The 23,215-nt window shown below is 62.1% G+C and carries 24 protein-coding genes and 2 pseudogenes; 10 read left to right on the top strand and 16 right to left on the bottom strand.

Annotation, left to right across the window (positions count from 1 at the left end; all coding sequences use genetic code 11):
• Nucleotides 1-325: 325 nt before the first annotated feature.
• From JQ611_RS30615 to JQ611_RS30560, 13 genes and pseudogenes are all read right to left on the bottom strand, one after another.
• The gene (locus JQ611_RS30615; RefSeq protein WP_212268254.1) at nt 326-1,297 is read right to left on the bottom strand and encodes a tripartite tricarboxylate transporter substrate-binding protein; all 972 of its coding nucleotides are present in this window, start codon (nt 1,295-1,297) and stop codon (nt 326-328) included.
• A 58-nt stretch (nt 1,298-1,355) separates the two neighbouring features.
• Nucleotides 1,356-2,072 carry a GntR family transcriptional regulator gene (locus JQ611_RS30610; RefSeq protein ID WP_212268252.1) on the bottom strand — a complete coding sequence of 239 codons (717 nt, stop codon included), beginning with the start codon at nt 2,070-2,072 and terminating at the stop codon, nt 1,356-1,358.
• Nucleotides 2,073-2,100: 28 nt separating this feature from the next.
• Nucleotides 2,101-2,841 (bottom strand): SDR family oxidoreductase, encoded by a 741-nt coding sequence (locus tag JQ611_RS30605; RefSeq protein ID WP_212467528.1) that lies wholly within the window; start codon nt 2,839-2,841, stop codon nt 2,101-2,103.
• A 33-nt stretch (nt 2,842-2,874) separates the two neighbouring features.
• Nucleotides 2,875-3,648, bottom strand: coding sequence for a 3-hydroxybutyrate dehydrogenase (locus JQ611_RS30600; protein ID WP_249133578.1), 774 nt, complete (start codon nt 3,646-3,648; stop codon nt 2,875-2,877).
• A 14-nt stretch (nt 3,649-3,662) separates the two neighbouring features.
• A complete protein-coding gene (locus JQ611_RS30595) occupies nt 3,663-4,043 on the bottom strand; it encodes a carboxymuconolactone decarboxylase family protein (RefSeq protein WP_192734573.1) in 381 nt (126 codons plus the stop codon).
• 19 nt (nt 4,044-4,062) lie between these two features.
• Nucleotides 4,063-5,298 carry an ABC transporter substrate-binding protein gene (locus tag JQ611_RS30590; RefSeq protein ID WP_212467527.1) on the bottom strand — a complete coding sequence of 412 codons (1,236 nt, stop codon included), beginning with the start codon at nt 5,296-5,298 and terminating at the stop codon, nt 4,063-4,065.
• 37 nt (nt 5,299-5,335) lie between these two features.
• Nucleotides 5,336-6,604: an ABC transporter substrate-binding protein gene (locus tag JQ611_RS30585; RefSeq protein WP_212467526.1), complete on the bottom strand. Its 1,269-nt coding sequence runs from the start codon at nt 6,602-6,604 to the stop codon at nt 5,336-5,338.
• Between the two features lie 29 nt (nt 6,605-6,633).
• Nucleotides 6,634-7,341, bottom strand: a complete 708-nt coding sequence (locus JQ611_RS30580) for an ABC transporter ATP-binding protein (RefSeq protein WP_212467525.1) — start codon at nt 7,339-7,341, stop codon at nt 6,634-6,636.
• Nucleotides 7,328-9,118, bottom strand: a complete 1,791-nt coding sequence (locus JQ611_RS30575) for an ABC transporter permease subunit (protein ID WP_212467524.1) — start codon at nt 9,116-9,118, stop codon at nt 7,328-7,330. Before JQ611_RS30575 ends, JQ611_RS30580 begins: the two co-directional genes overlap by 14 nt.
• Complete coding sequence (locus JQ611_RS30570; RefSeq protein ID WP_312012289.1) at nt 9,115-10,065, bottom strand: branched-chain amino acid ABC transporter permease; 951 nt, start codon at nt 10,063-10,065, stop codon at nt 9,115-9,117. Before JQ611_RS30570 ends, JQ611_RS30575 begins: the two co-directional genes overlap by 4 nt.
• Nucleotides 10,066-10,180: 115 nt before the next feature.
• Nucleotides 10,181-10,777, bottom strand: coding sequence for a hypothetical protein (locus tag JQ611_RS42000; protein ID WP_249133590.1), 597 nt, complete (start codon nt 10,775-10,777; stop codon nt 10,181-10,183).
• A gap of 105 nt (nt 10,778-10,882) precedes the next feature.
• Nucleotides 10,883-11,577, bottom strand: a pseudogene (locus tag JQ611_RS41995) (MmgE/PrpD family protein); the annotation flags it as partial.
• 31 nt (nt 11,578-11,608) lie between these two features.
• On the bottom strand, nt 11,609-12,502 hold the full coding sequence (locus JQ611_RS30560; RefSeq protein ID WP_212268240.1) for an NAD(P)-dependent oxidoreductase: 894 nt from the start codon (nt 12,500-12,502) through the stop codon (nt 11,609-11,611).
• A gap of 182 nt (nt 12,503-12,684) precedes the next feature.
• Between JQ611_RS30560 and JQ611_RS42805 the strand changes: the two genes are divergently transcribed.
• Together JQ611_RS42805 and JQ611_RS30550 are read left to right on the top strand one after the other, a co-directional pair.
• Nucleotides 12,685-14,028 (top strand): MmgE/PrpD family protein, encoded by a 1,344-nt coding sequence (locus JQ611_RS42805; protein WP_212467523.1) that lies wholly within the window; start codon nt 12,685-12,687, stop codon nt 14,026-14,028.
• A 48-nt stretch (nt 14,029-14,076) separates the two neighbouring features.
• Nucleotides 14,077-14,454 carry a carboxymuconolactone decarboxylase family protein gene (locus tag JQ611_RS30550; RefSeq protein WP_192734580.1) on the top strand — a complete coding sequence of 126 codons (378 nt, stop codon included), beginning with the start codon at nt 14,077-14,079 and terminating at the stop codon, nt 14,452-14,454.
• Nucleotides 14,455-14,758: 304 nt separating this feature from the next.
• On the opposite strand, the gene JQ611_RS41980 is transcribed toward JQ611_RS30550, so the two are convergent.
• Both JQ611_RS41980 and JQ611_RS43140 read right to left on the bottom strand, forming a co-directional pair.
• Nucleotides 14,759-14,977, bottom strand: coding sequence for a hypothetical protein (locus tag JQ611_RS41980; protein WP_249133576.1), 219 nt, complete (start codon nt 14,975-14,977; stop codon nt 14,759-14,761).
• A 13-nt stretch (nt 14,978-14,990) separates the two neighbouring features.
• Nucleotides 14,991-15,263, bottom strand: a pseudogene (locus tag JQ611_RS43140) (enoyl-CoA hydratase-related protein); the annotation flags it as partial.
• Nucleotides 15,264-15,458: 195 nt separating this feature from the next.
• On the opposite strand from JQ611_RS43140, the gene JQ611_RS30540 reads away from it, so the two are divergent.
• From JQ611_RS30540 to JQ611_RS30505, 8 genes are all read left to right on the top strand, one after another.
• Nucleotides 15,459-16,199, top strand: a complete 741-nt coding sequence (locus JQ611_RS30540) for a FadR/GntR family transcriptional regulator (protein WP_212268236.1) — start codon at nt 15,459-15,461, stop codon at nt 16,197-16,199.
• Entirely contained in the window at nt 16,196-17,134 is a 939-nt protein-coding gene (locus JQ611_RS30535) for an NAD(P)-dependent oxidoreductase (RefSeq protein ID WP_249133588.1), read from the top strand. The genes JQ611_RS30540 and JQ611_RS30535 overlap by 4 nt, the downstream gene beginning before the upstream one ends.
• Nucleotides 17,135-17,144: 10 nt before the next feature.
• Complete coding sequence (locus JQ611_RS30530; protein ID WP_212467522.1) at nt 17,145-17,828, top strand: amino acid ABC transporter permease; 684 nt, start codon at nt 17,145-17,147, stop codon at nt 17,826-17,828.
• A 7-nt stretch (nt 17,829-17,835) separates the two neighbouring features.
• The gene (locus JQ611_RS30525) at nt 17,836-18,504 is read left to right on the top strand and encodes an amino acid ABC transporter permease (protein WP_212268230.1); all 669 of its coding nucleotides are present in this window, start codon (nt 17,836-17,838) and stop codon (nt 18,502-18,504) included.
• 1 nt (nt 18,505) lies between these two features.
• The gene (locus JQ611_RS30520) at nt 18,506-19,261 is read left to right on the top strand and encodes an amino acid ABC transporter ATP-binding protein (protein WP_212268289.1); all 756 of its coding nucleotides are present in this window, start codon (nt 18,506-18,508) and stop codon (nt 19,259-19,261) included.
• A gap of 17 nt (nt 19,262-19,278) precedes the next feature.
• A complete protein-coding gene (locus tag JQ611_RS30515; RefSeq protein WP_212268228.1) occupies nt 19,279-20,073 on the top strand; it encodes a transporter substrate-binding domain-containing protein in 795 nt (264 codons plus the stop codon).
• A gap of 66 nt (nt 20,074-20,139) precedes the next feature.
• Nucleotides 20,140-20,586 (top strand): ribose 5-phosphate isomerase B, encoded by a 447-nt coding sequence (rpiB, locus tag JQ611_RS30510; protein WP_212204225.1) that lies wholly within the window; start codon nt 20,140-20,142, stop codon nt 20,584-20,586.
• A gap of 22 nt (nt 20,587-20,608) precedes the next feature.
• Nucleotides 20,609-21,556, top strand: a complete 948-nt coding sequence (locus JQ611_RS30505) for a ribokinase (protein WP_212268226.1) — start codon at nt 20,609-20,611, stop codon at nt 21,554-21,556.
• Nucleotides 21,557-22,138: 582 nt separating this feature from the next.
• Here JQ611_RS30505 and JQ611_RS30500 read toward each other — a convergent pair.
• Nucleotides 22,139-23,146, bottom strand: a complete 1,008-nt coding sequence (locus JQ611_RS30500; RefSeq protein ID WP_212467521.1) for a tripartite tricarboxylate transporter substrate binding protein — start codon at nt 23,144-23,146, stop codon at nt 22,139-22,141.
• Between the last annotated feature and the right edge of the window lie 69 nt (nt 23,147-23,215).

The following is a 23,215-nucleotide window of genomic DNA, read 5'->3' as shown; positions in this document are numbered from 1 at the left end:
CCCGCAAAGCGGCCGTTCATGCCCAACAGCATCTCGTGGTCGATAAGCATGAGTAAGAAATAGGGCAGTTGGCGATCGATAAGGAAATACCGAAAATGGAGGCAGTTTGCAGACTCGTAAGGTTTCGCAGAAAACCTTATCAGTTGGCGTGCGAGCGCTCATACTGGGGCCGTTGCGCGTCAGTTGTGGCCATGGCCTGTCACGCCACCGCGTCTTCCTGTTTGGCACAACAATATTCCAGTGGTGTTCTGATCTCTGCTTCATGCGACCATTGAACAAGTCGGGTTCCGATCCGGAAAAATACCGTGCTACGAGCTGAGTCAGCTTACTGCGGCGTAATGCCGGCATCCTTGATGATACGGCCCCATCTGTCGATTTCGCTCTTCAGGAGGGCTTCGAGCGCCCCTGGCGTCGCGCGTTCCGGCTCGACCGGCGCCATGCTGAGTTCAGCGAAGCGGGTGACCAGAGGCGGGTCCTTGAGCGCCTTTTGCAGGGCGTCGACGAGAGCGTCAACGATCGGTTTCGGCGTATTGCGTGGTGCATACAGCCCGTACCAGGTCGTGACGTCGAACTTCGGTACCCCCGCTTCCGCCGACGTCGGCACATTCGGCAGGGTCGGCACGCGTTTTTTGCTGGTGATGGCGTAACCCGGGATGGTGCCGGCCTGAATATACGGCGTAGGCCCTGTTGCCGGATCGCAATAGACGTCGATGTGACCGGCGATGATATCGTTCAGCGCGGGGCCTCCACCCTTGTAGTAGATCGGTGTGAGCTTGGCCTCGATGGCGCTCATGAACATCAGCCCGCACAGATGTGACGCGGAGCCGAGGCCGACATTGCCGTAGGTGACCTTGTCGCCTTGGGCTCGCACATGGGCGACGAGTTCCTTCAGGTCCTTGGCGGGAAAATTCGCACGCGCCACCAAGATCATCGGTACGTCGGTGACGAGACCGATCGGCGCAAAGTCACCAACGGGGTCGAACGGCAGCTTGGCGTAGAGCGCCGGCGCGGTGGCCTGACCGACATGCATCAGCAGCAGGGTGTAACCGTCAGGGGAGGCTTTGGCGACGCGATTGGTGCCAAGGGTACCGCCGGCGCCGACGACGTTTTCGATGACGAGCGACTGCTTCAGCGTCGCGCTCATCGATGTCCCGAGCAGGCGTGCAATGACGTCGCCGGGCCCGCCGGCCGAGAAGGGAACGACCAGCGTGATCGGCCGGCTCGGAAATTCCTGGGCGAATGCCGGCAGTACTGGCGACAGCAACAGCATCAGAAGAACGCATTTTACAAACTTCATGGCAGCTTCCTATCGGCCTTGTGGCCCTTTGAAACGGCTTGGTCGAAATAACGTTGGGTCATTCATCCGCGGTCGCCTTCTCGTTCGACGCGGATGATTGCTCGATCATGCTGAGCGCGGCCACGGCCGCCGCGTTGATGTGATCGACGCAGCATTTCTCGGCGAGATCGGGATCGGCGCTCTGGATGGCGCGCCAGATCGCGGTGACCTCGCGCAGGCTCTTGTTGATGCGTTTGGGCTGCGACATCGAGGTAATCCGCAGCAGCGTGATCCGGTCGTGCAGCGGCCTGAGCATCCGTTCGATGAAGGCGTTCTGACAGCCGCCGATCAACGCCGCATAAAACTCCGTCTTGGCTTCGAGGGCCGTTATCAAGTCGGAATCGGCGAACGCCGCCTTCAGCTTGGTGAGAGCGTCCCCGATCCTGCGGACAACGGCAGGATCGTGCAGGCGCGCGCATTCTCGTCCGGCAAATCCCTCGAGCACGGCGCGGGCCGCGTAGAGCTGCTTTGCCTCCTCAAGACTGATGGTGCTGACGACAGGGCCGCGGTGAGGGACGGTATTGACGAGACCATCGGCTTCCAGCAACCGGAGCGCTTCGCGAATGGACGGCCGGCTCACGCCGGTCATCTCGCAAAGCTCCCGTTCGACTAGGCGCTGGCCCGGCTTCAGCTTTCCGGACATGATCGCCTCACGCAGCTTCTGGGCGACCATCGACCGGACGGTCGGAACGTCCTCGATCCGGAGCGTGGATTGCAATTCACCGCGTTTGTCCATTGTCTACCGCCTTCGCACCGGCATTGGTTCAATAGCGATTTACGGGCAGAATCATCATCTCCGCAATCTGAACATGCGGCGGCTGGTCCAGCGCAAACACGATCGACCGGGCAATATCGGCCGGATCGAGCGCCATCTTGAACTGGTCGAAATAGTCCTTTTCCTTCTCCCGGTCGCCGCGATAGCGGGTGAAGATGATATTGGTCCGGGTCAAGCCGGGCTGCATCTCGGTCACCCGAATCGCCGTTTCTGCGAGCTCGCCGCGGAGCGTTTCGGTAAACATGTGCACGCCCGCCTTGCTGGCGCTGTAGGCGGCCATGTCGGGAATGATGCGTAGGGCGTTGATCGAGCTGATGTTGACGATGTGGCCCGAATTGCGCCTGATCATGTCGGGCAGCAGGCTGCGGGTCACCCGCATCAGGCCGATCAAATTGGTCTGGATGATCCCGGACCAATCGTCCGCCGCGCCGGCATCGAACCGGGTCCGGCCGCCGATGTCGTGGCCGGCATTATTGACGAGGATGTCGATCGGCTTGAAGGCGTCCGGGATGAGGTCGGGCAGGCGGTCCACGGCCTTGGTGTCGGTAATATCGAGTTCGATCGGGAATGTGTTGTCGCCCATCTCAGTGGCGAACTCGCGAAGCGAGGCCGGATCGCGGTCGGCGAGCACGACCCGCCGCCCGCTTTCGAGCAGCGCCTTCGTAATGGCACGACCCATGCCACCGGCGGCGCCGGTTACCACGGCATTTCGGCTCGTTGCTTCAGCCATTGTAGATCTCCTGGGTGAGACGGACGGTGACGCTCATGCGACGGACCAGCCTCCATCGATCGGCAGCATTGCCCCCGTGATGTCCTGCGCGGCCGGACTGCACAGGAAGGCCGCCATCGCGCCGACGGCTTCCATGGCGACAAACCGCCCACTCGGCTGCCGGCTCGCAAGGTAGTCACTGGTGGTTTCGTCGATGCTGCGGCCTTCGCTGGCCGCGATCCCCGCGATTTTTCCCTGAATGGCCGGCGTCGGCAGCGTGCCTGGACACAGTGCGTTGCAGGTAATTCCGCTCTTCGTGGTCTCGATTGCGACGGCGCGGGTCATGCCGACAATGGCAGTCTTGGTGGTCACGTAGTCGATGCGGTCCGCGACCGCGCGAGTCGAATAGATCGACGCCATGTTGATGATGCGGCCCCATTTCCGTTGCTTCATGCCGGGCAATGCGAGGCGGATCAGGTGGAACGGGGCCGACAGATTGACGGCGAGAGCTTCGTCCCATCGTTCTGGCGGAAAGTTCTCGACCGGAGAAAAGTGCCGTACCACCGCATTGTTCACCAGAATATCGACCGCACCGATGCGGCCGAACAGGGCGTCCATGACAGCTTCGATGGCGGCGCGCTGCGACAGGTCGGCTGCGACACTGACCACCTCGACGCCGAATTGCGCGCGCAGACGGTCCCGCGTCTGCGCCGGTTCCTTGAGGTCGTGCAGGACAATGTTGGCTCCCGCGCCGGCCAGGCTTTCAGCCACGGCCAAGCCCAGGCCTGCCGTCGCCCCGGTCACGAGAGCCCATTTGCCCTGCAACATCGTCTCGGGCTCCGTTACTTCTTGTCCAGTTCGGCAAACACTTCCTTGGCATTACGGAAAGCGTCCACGCCGGCCGGCACGCCGCAATAGATAGCAACCTGCATGAACACCTCGCGTATCTCCTCGCGCGTCGCGCCGTTGGTCAGGGCGCCCCGCACATGGGTCTTGAGTTCCTGCGGCCGGTTGAGCGCGCACAGCATCGCAAGGTTGAGGAAACTGCGGGTCTTGTGCGTGAGGCCGTCGCGGCCCCAGACATAGCCCCAGCAATACTCCGTCGTGAGGTCCTGCATCGGCCGATTGAAGTCATCGGCCGATGCGATCGCCTTGTCGACGAATTCGTTGCCCAGCACGTCCTTTCGGATCTGGAGGCCTCGATCGTATGTCGCCTTGTCCATATCGGTATCCAATCCTTGGCTAGTTTTTGGGCCAGAACGGTTGGGACAGCGCCAGCTGCGGCGGGAATACCGTGACCGGGATGCCCGATTGCCACTGCACGATGGTCATGCCGGCGCCGACGCGGCGACCCTTTTCGTCGAACTTGATTTCGCCGAGCGGGTAATATTTCGAAGGACCGGCATCCATGGTGCGCAGCGCGTCGGCGACCGCAACGCGGTCTGCCTTGCCGGCTTTCTCGAGCGCGTCCTTGATGACCCACATGTCGCCATAGGTGGAGATCGCGTTCTGCGTCATCCAGGGCTCCTTGTAGCGGGTCTTCAATTCGGCGATCAGCGTCTCGTGACCCTTGGCGCCCCAGCTTGCGACGCAGGTCAGCAGGCCCTGCAGCAGTTCCGGGCTTACGGTCTGCAGCATGTCGGGTTCGGCGATGGCGATGCCGAACGAGATAGTCGGAATCTTGCCTTGTCCGAGGCCAAACTCGTTCATCTTCTCGAGCAGCAGCTTGGCGTCGGAAATCACCGTCGGCAGGAAGAACAGCAGGTCAGGTTTGGCCGACCGGATTTTTTGAACCAGCGAGGTGGCGTCGGCGAGCGGCGGCGTAAAGGTTTCATCGACGATCAGTTGCAGCCCGTTTTCGGCGAGCAGGCCGTCGCGCATCGCCTTTGCCGACGAAACCGATGCCGCGGTGTTGTCGGTGATGATCGCGACCGTCTTGGGCTTCTTGCTGGAAGCGGTTTCCGCCAGCTTCACGATCTGGGGCAGGGCCTGTTTCGCCTGCGATCCCGCGGTGGCCGAAGTCTGGAACACATATTTGAAGCCGCGATCGGTAATCAGGTCGGAGTAGGAGAGGGTGAGGACCGGAAGATTGGCCCGCTCGGTGACCTCCGTGACCGCCAGCGTGAATGAACTCAGATAGGAGCCGCTCGCGGCCACCAAGTCGGTTTCCTGGGCGACCATGCGCTGTGCGGCGTTCTTGGCTTTCTCGGTGGTGTCACCGGAATCGAGCACGACCAGCTTGAGCTTGGCGCCGCCGAGTGACTTGATGCCGCCTTGCGCATTGATGTGCTCCACGCCCATCTCGGCGCCGTGGCGCATCACAGCTCCTGGGCGCGCATAGAGGCCCGAGATCGGCACCAGCAATCCGACCTTTACTTCGGCCGGTTGCTGCGCCCATACGCGAGTCGAGATCAGGCCGGCGGATGCATCGGCGAGCAGGCTGCGCCGCGTTAGAGCGGTCTGTGCAATTTTTGTCATGGCTATTCCTCCCTGAAATTTTTGAGATGCGTTGCAGTCAGGATTTCTTTGGCCAGAACGGAGACGACTGAGCGAGGTCGGACGGGAACACGGTGACAGGTACGCCGTTCTGCCACTGCACGATGACGACGCCTGCGCCGACACGGCGGCCCTTTTCATCGAACTTCAATTGACCGCCGGGATAGTATTTTGCGGGCCCGCCATCCAGAGTGCGGAACGCATCGGCGACGGCGAGGCGGTTGGCCTTCCCGGCCTTTTCAAGCGCAGCCTTCATCAGCCACATGTCGCCATAGGTCGAGATGACATTTTGCGTCGCCCAGGGCTCTTTGTACTTGGCCTTGAGTTCGGCGATGATGTCCTCGTGTCCTTTGCAGCCCCAGTTGGCGACGATCGTCATAATGCCCTGGACGACTTCCGGGGTGACGCTTTGCAGCATGTCCGGCTCGGCAATGGTGATGCTGAAGGACACAGTCGGAATCTTGCCCTGTCCGAGGCCGAACTCGTTGATCTTCTCCAGGCCGAGCTTTGCGTCGGAGACCGCGTTCGGCATGAATAGCAACAGGTCCGGCCTGGCTGACCTGACCTTCTGGATCAGCGGCGTGGCGTCGGAAAGTGGGGGTGTCCACACTTCCTCGACCGCGAGCTGAAGGCCTTCCTGCGCGAGGAGTTTCTCCTTCAGCGCCTTGGCGGTTGCGACCGAGGTCGCCGTGTTGTCCATCAGCATGGCGACGGTCTTCGGTCGCTTGCCGGAAGCGGTCTCGGCCAGCTTCATCAGTTCGGGCAAGCCGAGTTGGGACTGCACACTGGCGGGCGCTGCGGTCTGGAAAATGAACTTGAACCCGCGATCGGTCAGCAGGTCCGAATAAGACAGCGTCAGGACAGGTAGTTCGGCGCGTTCGGTGACTTCAGTCACCGCCAGCGTGAAGGAGCTCAGATAGGAGCCGGTCGCAGCAACCAGATCGGGCTCCTGCGCCACCATGCGCTGCGCTGCGTTCTTGGCCTTTTCGGTGGTGTCGCCGCAATCGATCACGACGAGCTTCATCTTTGCGCCGCCGAGCGATTTGATGCCGCCTTGCGCGTTGATGTGCTCGATGCCCATCTCGGCGCCCATGCGCATCACCTGGCCCGGACGGGTATAGATGCCGGACAACGGCACGATCAGGCCGACCTTGACTTCGGCAGGTTGCTGCGCTCGCGCCACAGTCGACAGGCCGATCGCGGCCGCTCCCGAGAGCACGGTTCGCCGCGTCAGCGACGTCTTCGAGATCTTGTCGGCAACGTTGTCCTCAATCTTGCCCTGGCCCATTTTCGTCCTCCCAATGGTGTTATTGTTGGTTACATGCCGAGATAGGCCTTGCGGATGCGGTCGTCCGCCCGCAAGGTTTCGTTGTTGCCTTCGAGTGCGACGCGGCCGGCTTCGAGCACGTAGCCGTGGTCGGCGGATTCGAGTGCCTCCGCCACGCGCTGTTCGACCAGCAGGATGGTCAGGTTGGATTGCCGGCGGATTTCGATCAGCCGTTCGAAGATGAAATCGGCGATGGTGGGCGCAAGACCCATCGAGGGTTCATCCAACATCAGGAGTTTGGGCGAACCTGCGAGCCCGCGGCCGATCGCCAGCATCTGTTGCTGTCCGCCGGAGAGAGTGCCCGCGAACTGGCCGCGGCGCTCGGCCAGGATCGGCAGCCATTCGAAGATGCGCTCGATGTTGTGTTTCCAATCGCGCTGGCCGGCCTCGGTCATCGCGCCCATTTCAAGGTTTTCCATCACCGTCAGCGAGGGAAAAACCTGACGGCCTTCCGGGACGTGGGCGATGCCGAGATGCGCGCGTTGCGACGGCCGGATCGCGAGCAGGTCATGACCCTCGAATGTGATCGTTCCTGCGCTCGGCTGCACGATACCGGAAATCGTCTTGAACAGCGTGGTCTTGCCGGCGCCGTTCGGTCCGACGATCGCGACGAACTGGCCTTCGTCGACCTTGATCGAGACGTCGTTCAGCACGGGGATCGCGGAATAGCCGGCGGTAAGCCCTTCAATGCGGAGCATGGGCCACCCATTTTTTGCCGAGGTAGGCCTCGATGACGCGGCTGTCGCGGGTGACCGCTTCAGGCTCGCCCTCAACGATTACGGCGCCATGGTCAAGCACCAGGAAACTGTCGACCAGGCGGACCATCGCCTGCATCGTGTGTTCGATGATCGCAATCGTCATGCCGTCGCGGGCAAGCCGCTGGATTACCGCGACGACCTCGTCAGCCTCGTCGTGTCCGAGGCCCGCGAGCGTCTCGTCGAGCAGCAAGATACGTGGCTGTCCGGCCAGCGCGCGGGCGAGTTCCATCAGCCGCAATTCCTTGGTCGTGAGTTCGCCCGCGATGCGCTCGGCGATCTCCGACAGTCCGACGCGGGCAATCGCATCGGCTGCCAGCTTCCTTGCCTCGACATCGGTCTTGGCGCGGACATAGGCTCCGACCACGACATTGTCCGAGATCGACATGCGCAGGAACGGACGCATGATCTGGAAGGTGCGGCCGATGCCGGCCTCGCAGAGTTCGTGCGGCTTGCGGCCGGACATCTCGCGTCCGTCGAGCAGAATCTCGCCGGTACCCGGCCGCAGGAATCCGTTCAGCAGGTTGAACAGCGTAGTCTTGCCGGCGCCGTTGGGACCGATGATTCCAAGGATCTCGTTTTGCCGCAGCTTGAAGTTGACATCCTGCACGGCCTTCAGCCCGCCAAAGGAACGCGACAGGTTGCGGACTTCGAGGACGACGTCGCCCGTTCCGACGGATCGTTTGACACGCGCTGGCGCCGGTGCGGCGGGGACGGGCGCCGCAACCGGGACATTCGGCGCGCTCTGCGTCGCCGCAGCCGGTAGTGCCGAGCGTTTTCGCAGGAAGTCACGCACTTTCCAGTACAGGCCCTCAGGCGCGAGAAGAATGACGCATATGATAGCAAGGCCGTAAATGACCCCTTGAATGCCGGGAAAGCGCGAACCCGCTTCGGCATTGAGCGTTTCAGCCAATGGGATCAGGATCACCGATCCGATCACTGGACCCCAGACTGTTCCAACACCGCCGAACATGGCGACCGTCAGCGCCTGTGCCGACACCAGCATGCCGAACACAGATTGCGGGGTCACGACCAGCAACACGACAGCGTAGAACCCGCCAACCGCTCCGGCGATGGCGCCGCTGAGCGTGACGGCACGGAGCTTCCAGGCCAGCGTGTTGATCCCCGCGGCTTCCGCGGCGGCTTCGTTTTGTTTGATCGCAAGCAGCGCCATGCCGAAGCGCGACCGCTCGATGGCGCGTGTCAGCAGGATGGTGCCGAGCATCATCGCCAGCGCCAGCAACGTGTAGAGACGGTGATCGGCGAACTGCATATAGGCGATCGGATTGTCGCGCTTGATTGGCAGCGTGACTTCCTGCAGGCCGAGCCATTCGAACACGTAGAGAATGGCGAGCGGGTAGGCCAGCATCGCCAATGCGAAGTAGTGCCCCTGCAGGCGGAAGGTCGGAAAGCCGATCAGCAATCCGGCGATACCGCCGAGAACGGCCGCGATGGGGATCGTCACCCACGGCGACAGATCGAAATGGATCTGGCAGAGCACGACGGTATAGGCGCCGACGCCGAAGAAGGCGGCATGACCGAACGAGATTAGCCCGGTGTATCCGCTAAGCAGGTTCCACGACAGCCCGAAGATCGCCCAGACCGGAACCAGCGTCATCACCAGCTGGTAATAGGAATTGGTCACGCTCAGCGACACCGCGGCATAGAGCGCGGTGAAGACAAGGATAGGCAACAGCGATCGCCATCCGCGCATGGTCATGTCCTCTCGACCATACGCCCGAAGAAGCCTTGCGGACGGAAGAAGATGATCAGCAGGAACACGACGAAGATCGCAGCGTTCTGCAATTGCGTCGGCAGGATCAGCGTCGACATCTGCTGGACGAGGCCGATCGTCATGCCGCCCCAGAAGGCGCCGATGATGCTGCCCATGCCGCCAAGCACGACGCCGGCATACATCACGATGACGTATTCGACGCCGACAAACGGGTGAAAGGGATAGTTGGTGGCGAGCAGGCCGCCCGCGATCGCGGTGATGCCGGTGCCGATTGCGAAGGCGATGCGGTGCGCGCGGTCGACGTCGATCCCCATATAGGTTGCCGCGGTGGGGTTATCGGCGGCGGCGCGCAGCGATTTTCCGATCCGCGACCGCGTGATCATCAGCGTCAGCAGCAGCATCGTCACCAGCGAGACAACAGCGTCTATGCCGCGCGCCTTGTTGATGAAGACGCTGACGTCATAGAACATCGGTCCAAGCTCCCACGCCGAACTCGACAGCGGCGTCCGGATCGAGGCCAGCACCGAGCCGAACACGAGCAGGCCGCCATTCTGCAGGATCAGCGCGATCCCCAGCGTCAGGATGAGCTGGGCATAGTGACCCTCGCCCTCGAGCGAGGAAGTGCGCATGCCTGATACGCGCGAGATTAGCGTAAGATGGACGAAGTAGCCGAACACGGCCAGCACCGGGCCGGCCAGCAGGATCGCGACGAACGGTCCGAAGGTGTTGCCGAACGTGGCTTGCACGCCAAACGCGGTGAAGAAATAGAACGCGGCATACATGCCGAGCATCATGAAATCGCCCTGGGCGAAATTGATCACCCGCATGACGCCGAAAATCAGCCCGAGCCCGACGCACATCAGGCCGTAGACCGCGCCGATCAAAAGTCCGGCGGACAGCGCTTGCAGGAAGCCTTCCAGCGCCTGGGTCACCGGAGACCTCGCGCGGCAGGGGAGTATCCGTGTTTCGTGCCGGCCATCGGTGTGGCTGTTTCGGCCATTTCCGGTTTGAACATGGTGCCCCTCATTTTCCGTTTGTCGTGATCGATCATGAAGCTGGCCGCAGCCGTTGCTCGGATGGTTCAAGCCGGCACTGAGCGGCTATCACGTGGCTGACAGGAAGCGATGTGCAATTGTCCACCAGCTCTTCCAGATACAGCGCGCGCTTGTCGCCGATGACGTCGGAAGCAGCCCGCCGAAAGCGGGCGCGGATTTGCTCCGGCGTCGCGGCAATCACATTCTCGAGGCGGTGATGGATGGTCTTTCCATTGCGCAGGCCAACAAGGACCTCAGCGCCCTGGTTCGCGGGGAATGCAGCGGTGAGATCAGGCGCGCTTTGTAGCTCGGTCCGCTCGACCACGCGCAGTATCCTGGGATCGTTGATGTCAGCGTAGTTTTCTTCTTCGAGCGCGCCGCGCGCCAGCACCGCGGCGACGCTGAAGGAAATGCTCATCTTGGCCTGCAGCGCGTTGTGAAAGGGTCCCTTCGAATCGCAGCCGGGGTAGCGGGCCGCCGCTTCGGGGACTCGAATGGCAACGGTCGCGACGTCGTCCGATGATCCGAGTTCGCGCGCGGCGCGCAGAGCCGCCTGGGCTGCGGTTTGCGCGAAATTGCAGGCGGGAGCCGGCTTGTTGTAGACGGCCATAATTTCCGGCTCGGCGCCGGTGAACAAACGGATATCGTCGGGGGCAGGCTGGCGGCGGAAGGCAGCGAACAATCCGGCTTTGCCCTCAAGGATCGTTTCCGAAGCGAGGGCGCCGGCCTCCGCCAATTCGATCGCCGCAATCGCGTTACGCGCTGCAAAGCCTGGGTGGAAATACATTTCGGAACCGCCCGCGCGCGGCCATTCGTTCAAGCCGGACGATGTGTTGGCGGCAATGGCAATTGCGCTGGTTGCGGCATCTTCGGTAAGTCCAAGGGCATAGCTTCCCGCCAACGCTGCGCCGAGCGGCGCAACGAGACCGGTCGGCCGGTAGAGGCGGGCGAGGTCGGCGGTAAAGAGCGCGCGGCCGATCTGCGCGCCGGTCTCATAGCGATGATTGCCGCGGTAAGGAATGTCGCGCCTGATAGCGGCGTTCGTTCCGACAATGCGAGCAGGATCGGCCAGATCACCACGCCATGATGGCAGATGCTGGCGGCGTGCATGTCTTCGCGCACCAGGCCGTGACCCATAGTGGCGTTGGCGAAGGCCGCGTCGCCCGGCGAGGCGAGGGTTCGGGTGCCGATGACGGTTGCGCCGTCTCCGACCTCGCGCGTTATGCGGATCGCCTGGCGGCTCCACGGGTGATTGCGCGCCTCGAAGGCGCAGGAGAGAAAATCCAGCAGGCAGATTTTTGCCTTGGCGATGACTTCAGCGTCGAAACGGCCGGGGTCGACGGCAAGCGCGGTGCGCGTCAGCGCTCGCGCCAACGAAACCTCGTTTGGTCCGGTCGATCCGATCGTCATGGCAATCGCCTCTCGCGCCGGTGGCTTCGGTCTAGCCGCGCATTTCGACGCCGGCCCATTCCTCAAGCACTTTGGCGATCGAGGTGAAGTCGGATGACGCGCCATATTTGGCGTTGGTAATCGCGAGCATCTGCCGGACCACCGAGCCGCAGACCATCGGGACCCCCATGGCTTCGGCTTCATCGACGCAGAGTCGCACGTCCTTGTAGGAGAGGCCGGTGGTAAATCCGAAATCGAAGGTGCCGGGAAGCACGGCGCGGGGGAATTTGTCCTCGGAGGCGCTGTTGCGACCGCTGCTGGCGTTGATGATATCGATCAGCACCTTGGCATTGACACCGCCCTTGACGCCCATCGCCACCGCTTCGGAGGTGATCACCAGTGCTGCCGCGGCCATCAGATTGTTGGCGAGTTTTGCCGTCTGTGCCGTGCCCGGCTTGTCGCCGGTGTAAAACAGCTTTCCGAAATGCTTCAGGATCGGCTCAACCCGGTCGTAGGTCGCCTTCGGGCAGGACACCATTACCGCGAGCGTGCCGTTCACCGCGCCCTTGATGCCGCCGCTGACCGGCGCATCGACCAGGGTCAGGTTCCTCGGCTCGAATCCCTTTGCAATCAATTTGGCAGCGCCGGGTCCCGTGGTGGACAGGTCGATCAGCACCGTGGCGCGGTTTCCGGCAACGATTCCATCGGGCCCCAGCGCAACCGCCTTGACGATATCGGGGGTGGGCAGACTGCATAGCACGATATCGGCGCTCGATGCGACTTCGGCAGGTGATTTCGCAAGCCGTGCGCCGCGCGCAACCAGCGCATTGGTCGCCTCAACCTGCGAATCGTAAACGCACAGCGAATGGCCGGCGTCGAGCAGGCGCCCGGCCATCGGTCCGCCCATGCGGCCCGTTCCGACAAAGCCGATTGTTTCTGCTGCCATGGTTCGCTCCCTGTCGCGCCGCAAGCACGGGCGCATTCTTGTTCTTGTCGCGCCAGGGTTCCCCGGTCGCGTTTCGCCAAATTTCCAGATTGTCAGTCAATCTGTCAAGCATAAGATTTTTGTCGACAGGGGATGTCGCGCCGGAATAGGGTCGGAAAAACAAGGTCCGAGGAATTCGCTCAGTGCGGCAAGATGAAGCGCAAGGCGCCGGCACGACATTCGCCGATTTCGTTGCCGGCACGGTGTGGGCGGATGTCGCCGCGCAAAATCACGAGGCTAAACGCTCGATCCTGAACTTCTTCGCGACCGCGCTGGGGTCGGCGAATGATCCTGCCGTCACTGCCGCGTTGCGCACGTTGTTGCCGTTCAGCGGCGCCGCGACATCCGCGGTCATCGGTCGTCTGGAACGGCTCGATGCGCTGGCTGCGTCGTTCGTCAACGCGATTTCGGCCAATCTGCTCGATTTTGACGATACCCATCTGGACACCATCATTCATCCGGCGGCGCCCGTCGCAGCGCCGGTGCTGGCATTGGCGCAAGCGCGGGGATATTCGGGGCAGGCTGTGGTCACGGCATTCATTCTCGGCGTGGAGGTCGAATGCCGCATCGGCAACGCGGTGTCTCCCGGACATTACGCGCGCGGCTGGCACATCACCTCGACGTGCGGGGTGTTCGGCGCGGCCACGGCCTGCGCGAAGCTGCTTGGGCTTCCGACGGACCAGATTTCTAATGCGATCGGAATCGCCGCCAGCCAGTCGGCCGGGATCATCGAGAACCTCCCCAGTGCCGCCAAGAATGTCAGCGTCGGCAACGCGGCACGCAACGGCCTGTTCTCAGCATTGCTTGCGGCCGAGGGCTATTCCGCATCGCCCCGGGCCATTGAGGGACCGCTCGGTTGGGCGCGCGCTATGGGAGACGAACCTGATCTTGGGCGATTGACGGGCAGCCTCGGCAAGACCTGGGAGATCGCGAAGAATACCTACAAGCCCTATCCGGCGGGCATCGTGTTTCATGCCGTGATCGACGCCTGTTTCAATTTGCGGGCGAAGCTCGACCGCCGCATCGATGATATCGCTTCCATTACAGTGCAGGGCTCGGCGCTGCTGCTGGCGCGCGGCGACCGCCCGGTTCGCAACGAGCGCGACGCACGGGTCAGCATTCATCACTGCGCCGCCTGTGCGCTGCTGCTGGGAACGGCCGGCGTTACCGAGTTCGCGGATGCGACGGTATTTCGGCCAGACATCGTCTCGCTGCGCCAGAAGGTGGGGGCGGAGCTTGACGCCTCGCTTCCGGATGGTGCTGCGCGTGTCATTATCCGCCTGACGTCGGGAGAGACGCTCAGCGAGATCGTGATGGCAGCGAAGGGCAGTCTTGCCGACCCGTTATCGGATCGGGATATCGAAGCGAAACTGCGCGATTGTGCGCGGCTGGGTGGGACCGATTGGGATATAGATCGCATCATCGATGGTGTTTGGCGTCTCGACGAGCTTGCCGACGTTTCCAGCCTGATGAGGGCGCACGGCTGAGCCGCGCCGCCTTGAAAAACAGTTCTCAAACAATGGAAGGAACCAACGATGACTGAGTTGTTCGACAAGGGCCTGAAGGTTCGCAAGGAAGTGCTCGGCGAGGACTACGTCAACAAATCCATCGCAGGCGCCGACGAATTCACCCGGACGATGGCGGAATGGTCGACCGAGTTTTGCTGGGGTGCTCTGTGGACGCGGCCGGGTCTGGACCGTCGTACCCGCAGCATCGTCAACCTGGCTATGTTAGGCGCACTGGGCCGTCCCCATGAACTGAAGCTGCACGTAAAGGGGGCCCTCGTGAACGGGCTCACGAAGGACGAGATCAAGGAGATCCTGCTTCAAGTCGCCGTCTATTGTGGCATCCCGTCAGGGATCGATGCCTTCCGAAACGCGCGGGAGGCCTTCAAGGAAGTAGAAGAGCAATGACGCGGCCTTCGGGGCGGTTTCATCTGCAATCATAACGGGCAAGAGATCATGTCGCGGTTTGCCGTTCAGATACCGCGACATTCTCAGCGCCGAGTGAATATGATTTCACTGGACCACGGATGCTGGACATAGCTGCCCATGATGGATTGGAACGAGAGTTCAGGTTTTTCAATCAGTTAGACGGCGGCGTGTGCACGATGTGTGCACCGAGAGATCAAAGAAATCTACAGCATCCAATATGAGCAGGCTGAACGGAACGGCGCTGCGGTCAGTGGTGATGTGTGTTGTCGTCCGATCGCTCCACTCATTCGCCTCGGAACTGCGGGCGGCGCTTGGCGACAAAGGCGGCGACTCCCTCCTGCGCGTCGCCGGTGTCGCTGGCTTCCACGATCGATTCCTTCTCTGCGTCGAGCTGATCTGACAACCCCGTCTCGAATGACTGCCGCAGCATGCGGCGGACGGCGCCGTAAGCGCGGGTCGGCCCCGCGGCAAGCGTGGCGACGATGGCAGCCGCTTCGCTCAACTGCGTCGCTTGGTCTCAGACGCGATACCAATCCGAAGGCGAGCGCCTCCTGCGCGCGCCGCATCCCGACCATACGCGGTAGGAACCAGGTGTTGCCGCCGTCGGCGGTGAGGCCGAGCGCGCCATAACCCAGTGCGAACCGCGCGTCCTCGGCCGCAACGACGATGTCCGCGACATACATCAGGCCCAACCCGCCGCCGCCTGCGCCACCGCGCACCGCGGCGACAACAGGTGCGTCGATGCTGGTCAGCCGCTCGATCGCGAGATGATAGACGGCGCGAGCAATGGTTGGTGTGGCCGATCTCGGTGGCGAGGGCTTTGATTGAAGCTGTGGTCACCGCGGTCAAAGGCTGAACCTGTTGATCGGTTTCCCCCGCATCTGACTGCCACTCATGCTGACCGCCGCGCCATTAGGGGCTTGACGTCTACACCCTGGTCATCCTACTGGTCTTACCAAGATAACATCCAAAAGATTGCGGGAATGGAACTCAAGCGAGCGGCCGAGGGTGAAAAGGGCTTCCAGAAGGTCTTTGCCTTCCTACGCGACCGGTTGATCGTCGGATCACTCAAGCCGGGCGACCGCCTGGATTCCGAGCGCGAACTCGCGACACAGCTCGGCGTCAGCCGGCCGCTTGTCCGGGAAGCCCTGCGCGCGCTAACCATGCTCGGCATCGTCGAAATACGCGACCGCATCGGCACCGTGGTGACGCGTCCTGACGTCTCGGTCCTGAACGACTTCTTCACCTTTGCGCTGGCCCAGCAGGCGGACATGCTGGATGACGTAATGCAGGCCCGCGTCGCAATCGAATGTCAGGCTATCAGGCTGGCCTGCGAACGCGCCGGCATCGCCGATTTCGAACGCTTGCAACGCGCCCTCGCGAATATCGAGGAAACGATCGATGAGGCCGATGCGGGCGGCATGGCCGACTTCGAATTCCATCGCGCCATCGTGTTGGCATCGCGCTCGGAAACGCTGACGGTTCTGCATAATTCGGTGGCGGGCCTTTTGACGCGCTCGCATCGAAGCCGCCGCGAACTCGTGCAGTCGTTCCCCTCGATGAAGACGTACCTGATCGACGATCACCGGCGCATCTTCGAGGCGGTCATCGCACGCGATCCGGAGCGGGCGGATGCCACGCTGCGCAAGCATTTTGAGATCGGCGACGAATACAGAAGGCGCGCCGTCGTCGGCGAGAAGGAAGGCCGCAAAGCATCGCGCTGACTGCAACTCCAACCAACAAGAAGACGAGTAAGCGTATGGGACGGGATGGCAAGGGAAGCGTCGGCTTCATCGGCATTGGCACGATGGGCCGGGAAATGGTCCGCAACCTTCTGAAGGCCGGTCACGCGGTCCGTGCCTTCGACCTCAACGAGGCGGCCGTCGCAGACGTCGCAAAGGATGGCGCGGTCCGCGCGCAGAACCCGGCAGACGCCGCGCGGGACGCCGACATCGTCATCACCATGCTGCCCGACACGCCGCATGTCGAAGCGGTGATCTATGGCGAGCACGGGCTCCTGAAGTCGCCGCCTCCCGGCAAGCTGATCGTGGACATGAGCACGATCTCGCCGGTTGCCGTCCGCCGCATCCATGCGGATCTGCAGCAGGCCGGCGTGAGCTTCATGGACGCGCCCGTCTCCGGCGGACCGCTCGGCGCGAGAGATGCAGCGCTGTCGATCATGGCCGGCGGCGAAGCGGAAGCCTTCGGCAAGGCTGAACCGTTCTTTGGGGCCATGGGCACCACCATCACCCATGTCGGCGCGTCCGGCGCTGGACAAACGGTCAAGCTCTGCAATCAGCTGATTTGCGGCATCAACATCCAAGCGATTTGCGAAGCGCTCGCTCTGGGTCGCGCCTCCGGCGTCGACCTGGACCTGCTTCGCCGCGTCCTGTTGGGCGGCTCGGCCGCATCCTGGATGCTGGACAAGCTCGGTCCGGCGATGATCGGAGGCGACGTCGGCGCCGGCTTTCGGATCGACTTGATGCTCAAGGACCTCAGGCTGGTGCAGGAGCATGCCCAGGCGTTGAACGTACCACTGCCCGGAACCGCGCTCGTCACCAGCCAATATGTCGACGCGCGGGCGCACGGCGAAGGCGCGAACGGTAATCAGGCTCTGTTCCGTGTCTACGACCGCATGACCAATCAGAGCGCTGGATGATCCTGTTGCAATGAATATCGAACTCGACTTTCCCGCGGTACTGGAACGGTGGCCGAACTTTCTCGGCGGCGCCATTCTGACGCTCGAACTCGCGTTCCTCGCAACAGTTTCCGGAGCTCTTATCGGTACACTTGCGGCCGTAGGCCGCGGAAACCATAGCCGGCTGATTGCCCGCATTTGCAAAGTCTATGTGGAAGCCATCCGCAATACACCGCTGCTGGTCCAGATATTCCTGGTCTATTTCGGACTTGCCAGCATCGGACTGAAACTGTCCGCCTTCACCGTTGCGGTGGTTGCTCTGACGATCAATGTCGGGGCCTACACGGCCGAGATCATGCGTGCAGGTTTCGAGGCGATCCCGCGGGGTCAGATCGAGGCGGCCGAAGGGCTCGCGCTCTCGCGCTTCCAGATCTACTGGCACATCATCCTGCTGCCCGCCGTCGAAAGGGTCTATCCGGCGCTGACCAGTCAGTTCGTTCTGCTGATGCTCGCCTCGTCGGTCTGCTCGCAGATATCCGCCGAGGAATTGACGGCCGTAGCCAACTACATCCAGTCGGATACCTATCGAGCCTTCGAGACCTACATCATCGTCGCCGTGCTTTACATTCTGCTGTCGCTGGTCATGCGCTCGGGATTCTGGGGCCTCGGCCTCGTCCTGTTTCCGCGCCGGCGACGGCTCGGCACGGCGTTGTGAGGTAAGCATGGGCGGACATCTCAACGCTAACCACCTGCTTTTCCTCGGCCACGGCGCGCTATGGACGATCGGGCTTTCCCTGATCGCTCTCATTGGCGGCGGTATCGTCGGCTTCGTGATCGCACTCGCGCGCATTTCTCCCTTGAGGTCCGTGCGGCTTCTCAGTGCCGCCTATGTGCAACTGGTTCAGGGTACGCCGCTCCTCGTTATCCTGTTCCTCGGCTATTTTGGACTGGCAGCCATTGGCCTCAAGATGTCCCCGCTTGCAGCCGCCAGCGCTTCGCTCACCCTCTATGTCGCCGCCTATCTCGGCGAGATCTGGCGCGGCTCGATACAATCGGTGCCAAAGCCGCAATGGGAAGCGGCGGAAGGCCTGGCGCTGAGCCGCACCCAGCGCATGATGAAGGTGATCCTGCCGCAGGCGATCCGCATTGCGACGCCGCCCACCGTCGGCTTCATGGTGCAGATCATCAAGAACACCTCGCTCGCCTCGGTGGTCGGTTTCGTCGAACTGATGCGCTCGGGTCAGATCGTCAACAACTCGCTGTTCGAGCCGTTCATCGTCTACGCGATCATCGCCGCCGTGTACTTCGCCATGTGCTACCCGCTGTCCCTGTTCAGCCAGAAGCTGGAGCGGCGGATGGGACGTGGCAGTGCCAACTTCAGTCTGGCCTGACATGCAGCAACCCGCATCTTCCACTCCCATCGTGTCGCTCCGCGACGTGCAGAAGAGCTTTGGCTCGCTGAAGGTGCTCGATGGCGTGAGCTTTACCGTCGAGCGCGGCGAGGTCCTTGCCGTCATCGGCCGGTCGGGTTCCGGCAAGAGCACCGCGCTACGCTGCATCGACCGGTTCGAGAAGGTCGACGGAGGCGAGATCACCGTCTGCGGGCGCAGGGTTGATCTTCCAGACGTCGATCTGCGGGCTCTGCGACAGGATGTCGGTATCGTATTCCAGAGCTACAACCTGTTTCCGCACCTCACGATCGAGCAGAACATCACGCTGGCGCCCTGCTCGGTGAAACGAATGGGCCTGTCCGAAGCGAAAGCGCTGGCGCACAAGGTGCTGGCGCAGGTCGGCCTCGAAGAGAAGATTCATGCCTATCCCGAGCAGCTATCCGGTGGTCAGCAGCAGCGTGCCGCCATCGCGCGTTCACTCGCAATGCAGCCCAAGGTCATGCTGTTCGACGAGGTGACTTCGGCGCTCGATCCCGAACTGACAGGCGAAGTCCTGAAGGTAATCGAACAGCTCGCTGCCGATGGCATGACCATGGTGATGGTCACGCACGAAATGGGTTTTGCCAAAGGCATCGCCGATCGGATCGTCTTCATGCATCGCGGCAAGGTTCACGAAACCGGGCCGGCCTCGATCCTGACGTCGCCAACTACCCTCGAACTCGCGCAGTTCGTCGGCACGGGCAATTTGAAATCATAACCGGAGGAAAACAAATGATGAAAAACAGGAAACTTTTGGGCGCGGCCATTTCGGCATGTTGCCTTCTCGCACTGGCAGCGCAGCCGGCTTTTGCCGACCTGCTCGACGACATCACCAAGGCCAAGAAGATCCGCATCTCGACCGACCTTGCGATCCCGCCGTCCGGCATGATGGACAGCAGCATGAAGCCGACCGGCTCCGATGTCGAAGTTGCCGAGATGCTGGCCAAGGATTGGGGCCTCGAGCTGGAATTCATCCAGACGACTGGCGCGACGCGGATCCCGAATGTGCAGACCGGCAAGGCCGATATCATCATATCCACCCTGTCGGTCACGCCTGAGCGGGCCAAGGTTATCGATTTCTCGAAGAAGTACGCCACGCTGCAATCGGATATCGGTTGTCTGAAGTCACTGAACGTCAAGGACTGGCCGGACCTGAAGGACAAGACCGTGGGCGTCTCGCGCGGCACCACGCAGGATACGATGCTGTCGAATATGAAGGACAAGGAGCTGAAGATCGCGCGCTATGATGACGATGCCACCGGCGTGACGGCGGCCGTCTCCGGCCAGGTCGATTGCGTCGGCTCGTCGGCCACGATCATCAACCAGATTGGCGTCAAGAATCCGGCGCGCATTTTCGAATCCAAGATCCCGCTCGCCAGCTTCGAACTCGCCATCGGGCTGAAGAAGGGTGAGCCGCGCCTCCTGGAGAAGCTCAACGCGTGGATCACCGAAAACGTCAAGAACGGCAAGCTCAACGCCATCTACAAGAAATTCCACGGGGTCGAGCTGCCGCCCGACATGCGTGGTTGAACGAAGCCCAACCGTGACAGCCGGGTGCGGCTGTCACGGTCCCAAGAACAACGAAATGGAAATCACATGCGCCTCGTCATAGGATCCGACCACGCCGGCTGGCCGCTCAAGCAAGCCGTCATCGACCATATCCGCAGCCTCGGCCACGAGGTCGTCGATGTCGGCTCCTATGACGAGAAGCCGGTGGATTTTCCCGATATCGCGCGGGCCGTGGCCAAGAAGGTCACTTCTGGCGAAGTCGCGCGCGGCATCATGGTGTGCGGTACCGGTGTCGGTGCCTCGATTGCGGCCAACAAAATGAAGGGCATCCGCGCCGCGGTCTGTCACGACGTCCATTCGGCCCATCAGAGCGTCGAGCATGATGATGTGAATGTCATGTGCATTGGCGCCCAGATCGTCGGACCGTGGCTCGCCAACGATCTGATCTCCTCGTTTCTTGCCGCCGAGTTTTCGACGGATGAGGATTTCCGGCGACGCGTCCAGAAGCTTCACGAAATGGATGCGGAAGGCTGAGGTTTTTGCTTGGGGGCGGGCGATGATCCTTGTGTTCGGCTCACTCAATGTCGATCTGGTCGCCAGAGTGCCGGTCATTCCCGGCCCCGGCCGGACGGTGCTCGCTCCATCCTATGAAATCCAGTTCGGTGGAAAGGGAGCCAACCAGGCGGTCGCCGCCGCACGGATCGCCGGTCCTGGAAAGGTCCGTATGGCGGGCCGGCTGGGGCAGGACGTGTTTGGTGATGAGGCTCTCAAGAACCTGACCGGCAACGGCATCGACACGAGCCGTATCGTCAGGGTCCATGAGCCGACGGGCTGCGCGTTCATCACCGTAGATCCGAACGGAGAAAACGCGATCACGGTGGCAAGCGGCGCTAACAATACGGCATGCGCCGCCGACGTCTCGGAGACACTCTTGAACGCCGACACCGTTCTGGTGCTGCAGATGGAGGTGCCGTACGCCGAGTCCCTCCACCTGGCGTGCAAAGTCAAGTCGGCCAATGGCAAAGTCATCTGGAACCTGGCGCCGGTCCCGGATCAGATGACAGGCGCGACGATCCGCGGTCTGCTCGACGCGACGGATTACCTCATCGTCAACGAGCACGAGGCGCTCGACCTTGCTGCCGCGCTCGACGCAGGCGTGACGGATTTCGAGGCCGCCTGCGGCTGGCTGGCCAGATCCGACGGGTTGACTTGCGTGGTGACAGCTGGAGCACAGGGAGCCATAGCCGTGACGGCCGACGATACCCGTTTTCGCGCGCCGGCGCCGAGCATCCAACCGGTCGACACCACCGGTGCCGGCGATACGTTTGTTGGCGCCTTTGCTTCCATGATTGGCGAAAAATCGTCGCTCAAAAAGGCGTTGGAAGTCGGATGCGAGGCCGCCGGCTTGAGTTGCCTCAAGGCCGGCGCGCAGCAGGGCATGCCGATGAGAGACGCATTACGCGAGGTGCCGCCCAGGGGGCCAACGACAGTTCCTCCGACATAGCACCCGCACTCAATGCGTGGGATTTGACGCCGGTGCGCCGATGGCTAACGTTCCACTTTTTTCTTTTGGCCGAACGAACGCCCGATCTGGGCTGTCGATCAAATGATGAAGGCGGTGTCTGGTCGCCGCTCGGTGAAGCGCCACGGTTGATTCGCCGCGGCACAGCGGCAGTGAACGTCGCCGGTCAGCGTGTCAGTCGTACTCCACCCGGCCCGAGGGATAGCTGGAGGCGTTCGCGACGAGTAAGGCGACTACGAAGCTCGAATGCAACGCATCGTCCGAGATCGGCGATATCACGATCACGCCCAACCTGCCGCGGCATCAATTGATCGCGATCTTTCGGCAAAAGATCTGTAGGCGATCGCAACAGCGCTTTCGAAGATCGCAGTCCAGGGCGAACGCCTGCCCGAGGCTGTGCTCAAGATGACGGGCCTCTGAAGGGGTTCTCGCGGCAAAGAACATCGCGCTGGTGGATTCGCACGGGAGTGGAGACGTCGCCGGCATCGGCAACATCCTTTGTGAGTATGCCGACCTCGCATTGGGTATTTTCGAGAGTCCCCACAAATGCAGCTGACGTCCCGCTCAATCGGCTTTCACTCCGGATTTCCTGACAACATCGGCCCACTTGACGCGTTCGGTATCGACGAAGGCGCGGGTTTCGGCTGGCGTCATGGTCACAGGCACAAGGCCGTTGGCTTTGAACCGGGCGTGCACGCGTGGATCCTTCATCGCCTCGGCGAGGGCGGCGCTGATCTTGTCCACGATCGGCTGAGGTGTGCCTTTCGGTGCGACCAGCACATTCCACAACTCGGCCGCAAAATCCCTGATCCCGGCCTCACGCGTGGTCGGGACGTCGGGAAGTTCATCGGAGCGCACGGTACTCGTCACGGCAATCGGAACGATATTGCCGGCCTTCACTTGATCCGACGTGCCGGGGATGGTCAGTACACCGAGGTCGGCGTGCTTGCCGACAAGGTCATTCAACAGCGGCGCGTTACCCCTGTAGGGCAAGTGCATGATTTTGACGCCGGCGTCGAACAACAGCCATTCCATCGCGAGATGGCCGGGCGAGCCGATCCCCGATGTGCCATAGGTCAACTGCTCCGGCTTCGATCTGGCCAGTGCGATCAATTCTGACATCGACTTCGCGCCAAGATCGGACTTGGCGGCGATCAGCATCGCCGACGAGCCCATATGGCCGACATAGTTGAGATCATTGCCGGGGCTGAAGCCAAGATTACGTCCGAGCGGTTCAAGCAATGCCGTGGTGCCGACGCCGCTGACGCCGAGCGTATAGCCGTCGGGCGCCGCCGTCGCGACCGCCTTGATGCCGATGGCGCCCGCGGCGCCGGCGCGGTTGTCGACAACGATCGGCTGCTTGAGCGAGATCGCCATCCTCTCGGCGAGTACACGCCCCGCGATGTCGGTCGCGCCGCCCGCCGGGAACGGGATAATCAGCGTGATCGGTTTCGCCGGGAAGTCCTGGGCCTCGGCCGTCGGAAGTGGGCCTGCCATGGCAGCAACAAACGCCAGGGCCGATGCGGCGCAGGCAAGACGTGTTGGCAGCATGAGACGGATTACAGAAGCCATGGCCTCCCCTCCTTTTTTCCGCAGGCAAGCGCCATGGCGCGGAATGCGATCTTGAATGTAACAGGTCGT

This window comes from Bradyrhizobium sp. AUGA SZCCT0182, from assembly GCF_018130185.1.
Classification (GTDB): Bacteria; Pseudomonadota; Alphaproteobacteria; order Rhizobiales; family Xanthobacteraceae; genus Bradyrhizobium.
The sequence above is the reverse complement of the archived record's forward strand: the minus strand, read 5'-3'. Positions and strand labels throughout refer to the sequence as shown.

Coding starts and splice junctions, on each gene's coding strand:
- JQ611_RS30615 (WP_212268254.1), bottom strand. CDS start 1,297: ATGAAGTTTGTAAAATGCGTTCTTCTGATGCTGTTGCTGTCGCCAGTA.
- JQ611_RS30610 (WP_212268252.1), bottom strand. CDS start 2,072: ATGGACAAACGCGGTGAATTGCAATCCACGCTCCGGATCGAGGACGTT.
- JQ611_RS30605 (WP_212467528.1), bottom strand. CDS start 2,841: ATGGCTGAAGCAACGAGCCGAAATGCCGTGGTAACCGGCGCCGCCGGT.
- JQ611_RS30600 (WP_249133578.1), bottom strand. CDS start 3,648: ATGTTGCAGGGCAAATGGGCTCTCGTGACCGGGGCGACGGCAGGCCTG.
- JQ611_RS30595 (WP_192734573.1), bottom strand. CDS start 4,043: ATGGACAAGGCGACATACGATCGAGGCCTCCAGATCCGAAAGGACGTG.
- JQ611_RS30590 (WP_212467527.1), bottom strand. CDS start 5,298: ATGACAAAAATTGCACAGACCGCTCTAACGCGGCGCAGCCTGCTCGCC.
- JQ611_RS30585 (WP_212467526.1), bottom strand. CDS start 6,604: ATGGGCCAGGGCAAGATTGAGGACAACGTTGCCGACAAGATCTCGAAG.
- JQ611_RS30580 (WP_212467525.1), bottom strand. CDS start 7,341: ATGCTCCGCATTGAAGGGCTTACCGCCGGCTATTCCGCGATCCCCGTG.
- JQ611_RS30575 (WP_212467524.1), bottom strand. CDS start 9,118: ATGACCATGCGCGGATGGCGATCGCTGTTGCCTATCCTTGTCTTCACC.
- JQ611_RS42000 (WP_249133590.1), bottom strand. CDS start 10,777: ATGGCCGTCTACAACAAGCCGGCTCCCGCCTGCAATTTCGCGCAAACC.
- JQ611_RS30560 (WP_212268240.1), bottom strand. CDS start 12,502: ATGGCAGCAGAAACAATCGGCTTTGTCGGAACGGGCCGCATGGGCGGA.
- JQ611_RS30550 (WP_192734580.1), top strand. CDS start 14,077: ATGACTGAGTTGTTCGACAAGGGCCTGAAGGTTCGCAAGGAAGTGCTC.
- JQ611_RS30540 (WP_212268236.1), top strand. CDS start 15,459: ATGGAACTCAAGCGAGCGGCCGAGGGTGAAAAGGGCTTCCAGAAGGTC.
- JQ611_RS30530 (WP_212467522.1), top strand. CDS start 17,145: ATGAATATCGAACTCGACTTTCCCGCGGTACTGGAACGGTGGCCGAAC.
- JQ611_RS30525 (WP_212268230.1), top strand. CDS start 17,836: ATGGGCGGACATCTCAACGCTAACCACCTGCTTTTCCTCGGCCACGGC.
- JQ611_RS30520 (WP_212268289.1), top strand. CDS start 18,506: ATGCAGCAACCCGCATCTTCCACTCCCATCGTGTCGCTCCGCGACGTG.
- JQ611_RS30515 (WP_212268228.1), top strand. CDS start 19,279: ATGAAAAACAGGAAACTTTTGGGCGCGGCCATTTCGGCATGTTGCCTT.
- rpiB (WP_212204225.1), top strand. CDS start 20,140: ATGCGCCTCGTCATAGGATCCGACCACGCCGGCTGGCCGCTCAAGCAA.
- JQ611_RS30505 (WP_212268226.1), top strand. CDS start 20,609: ATGATCCTTGTGTTCGGCTCACTCAATGTCGATCTGGTCGCCAGAGTG.
- JQ611_RS30500 (WP_212467521.1), bottom strand. CDS start 23,146: ATGGCTTCTGTAATCCGTCTCATGCTGCCAACACGTCTTGCCTGCGCC.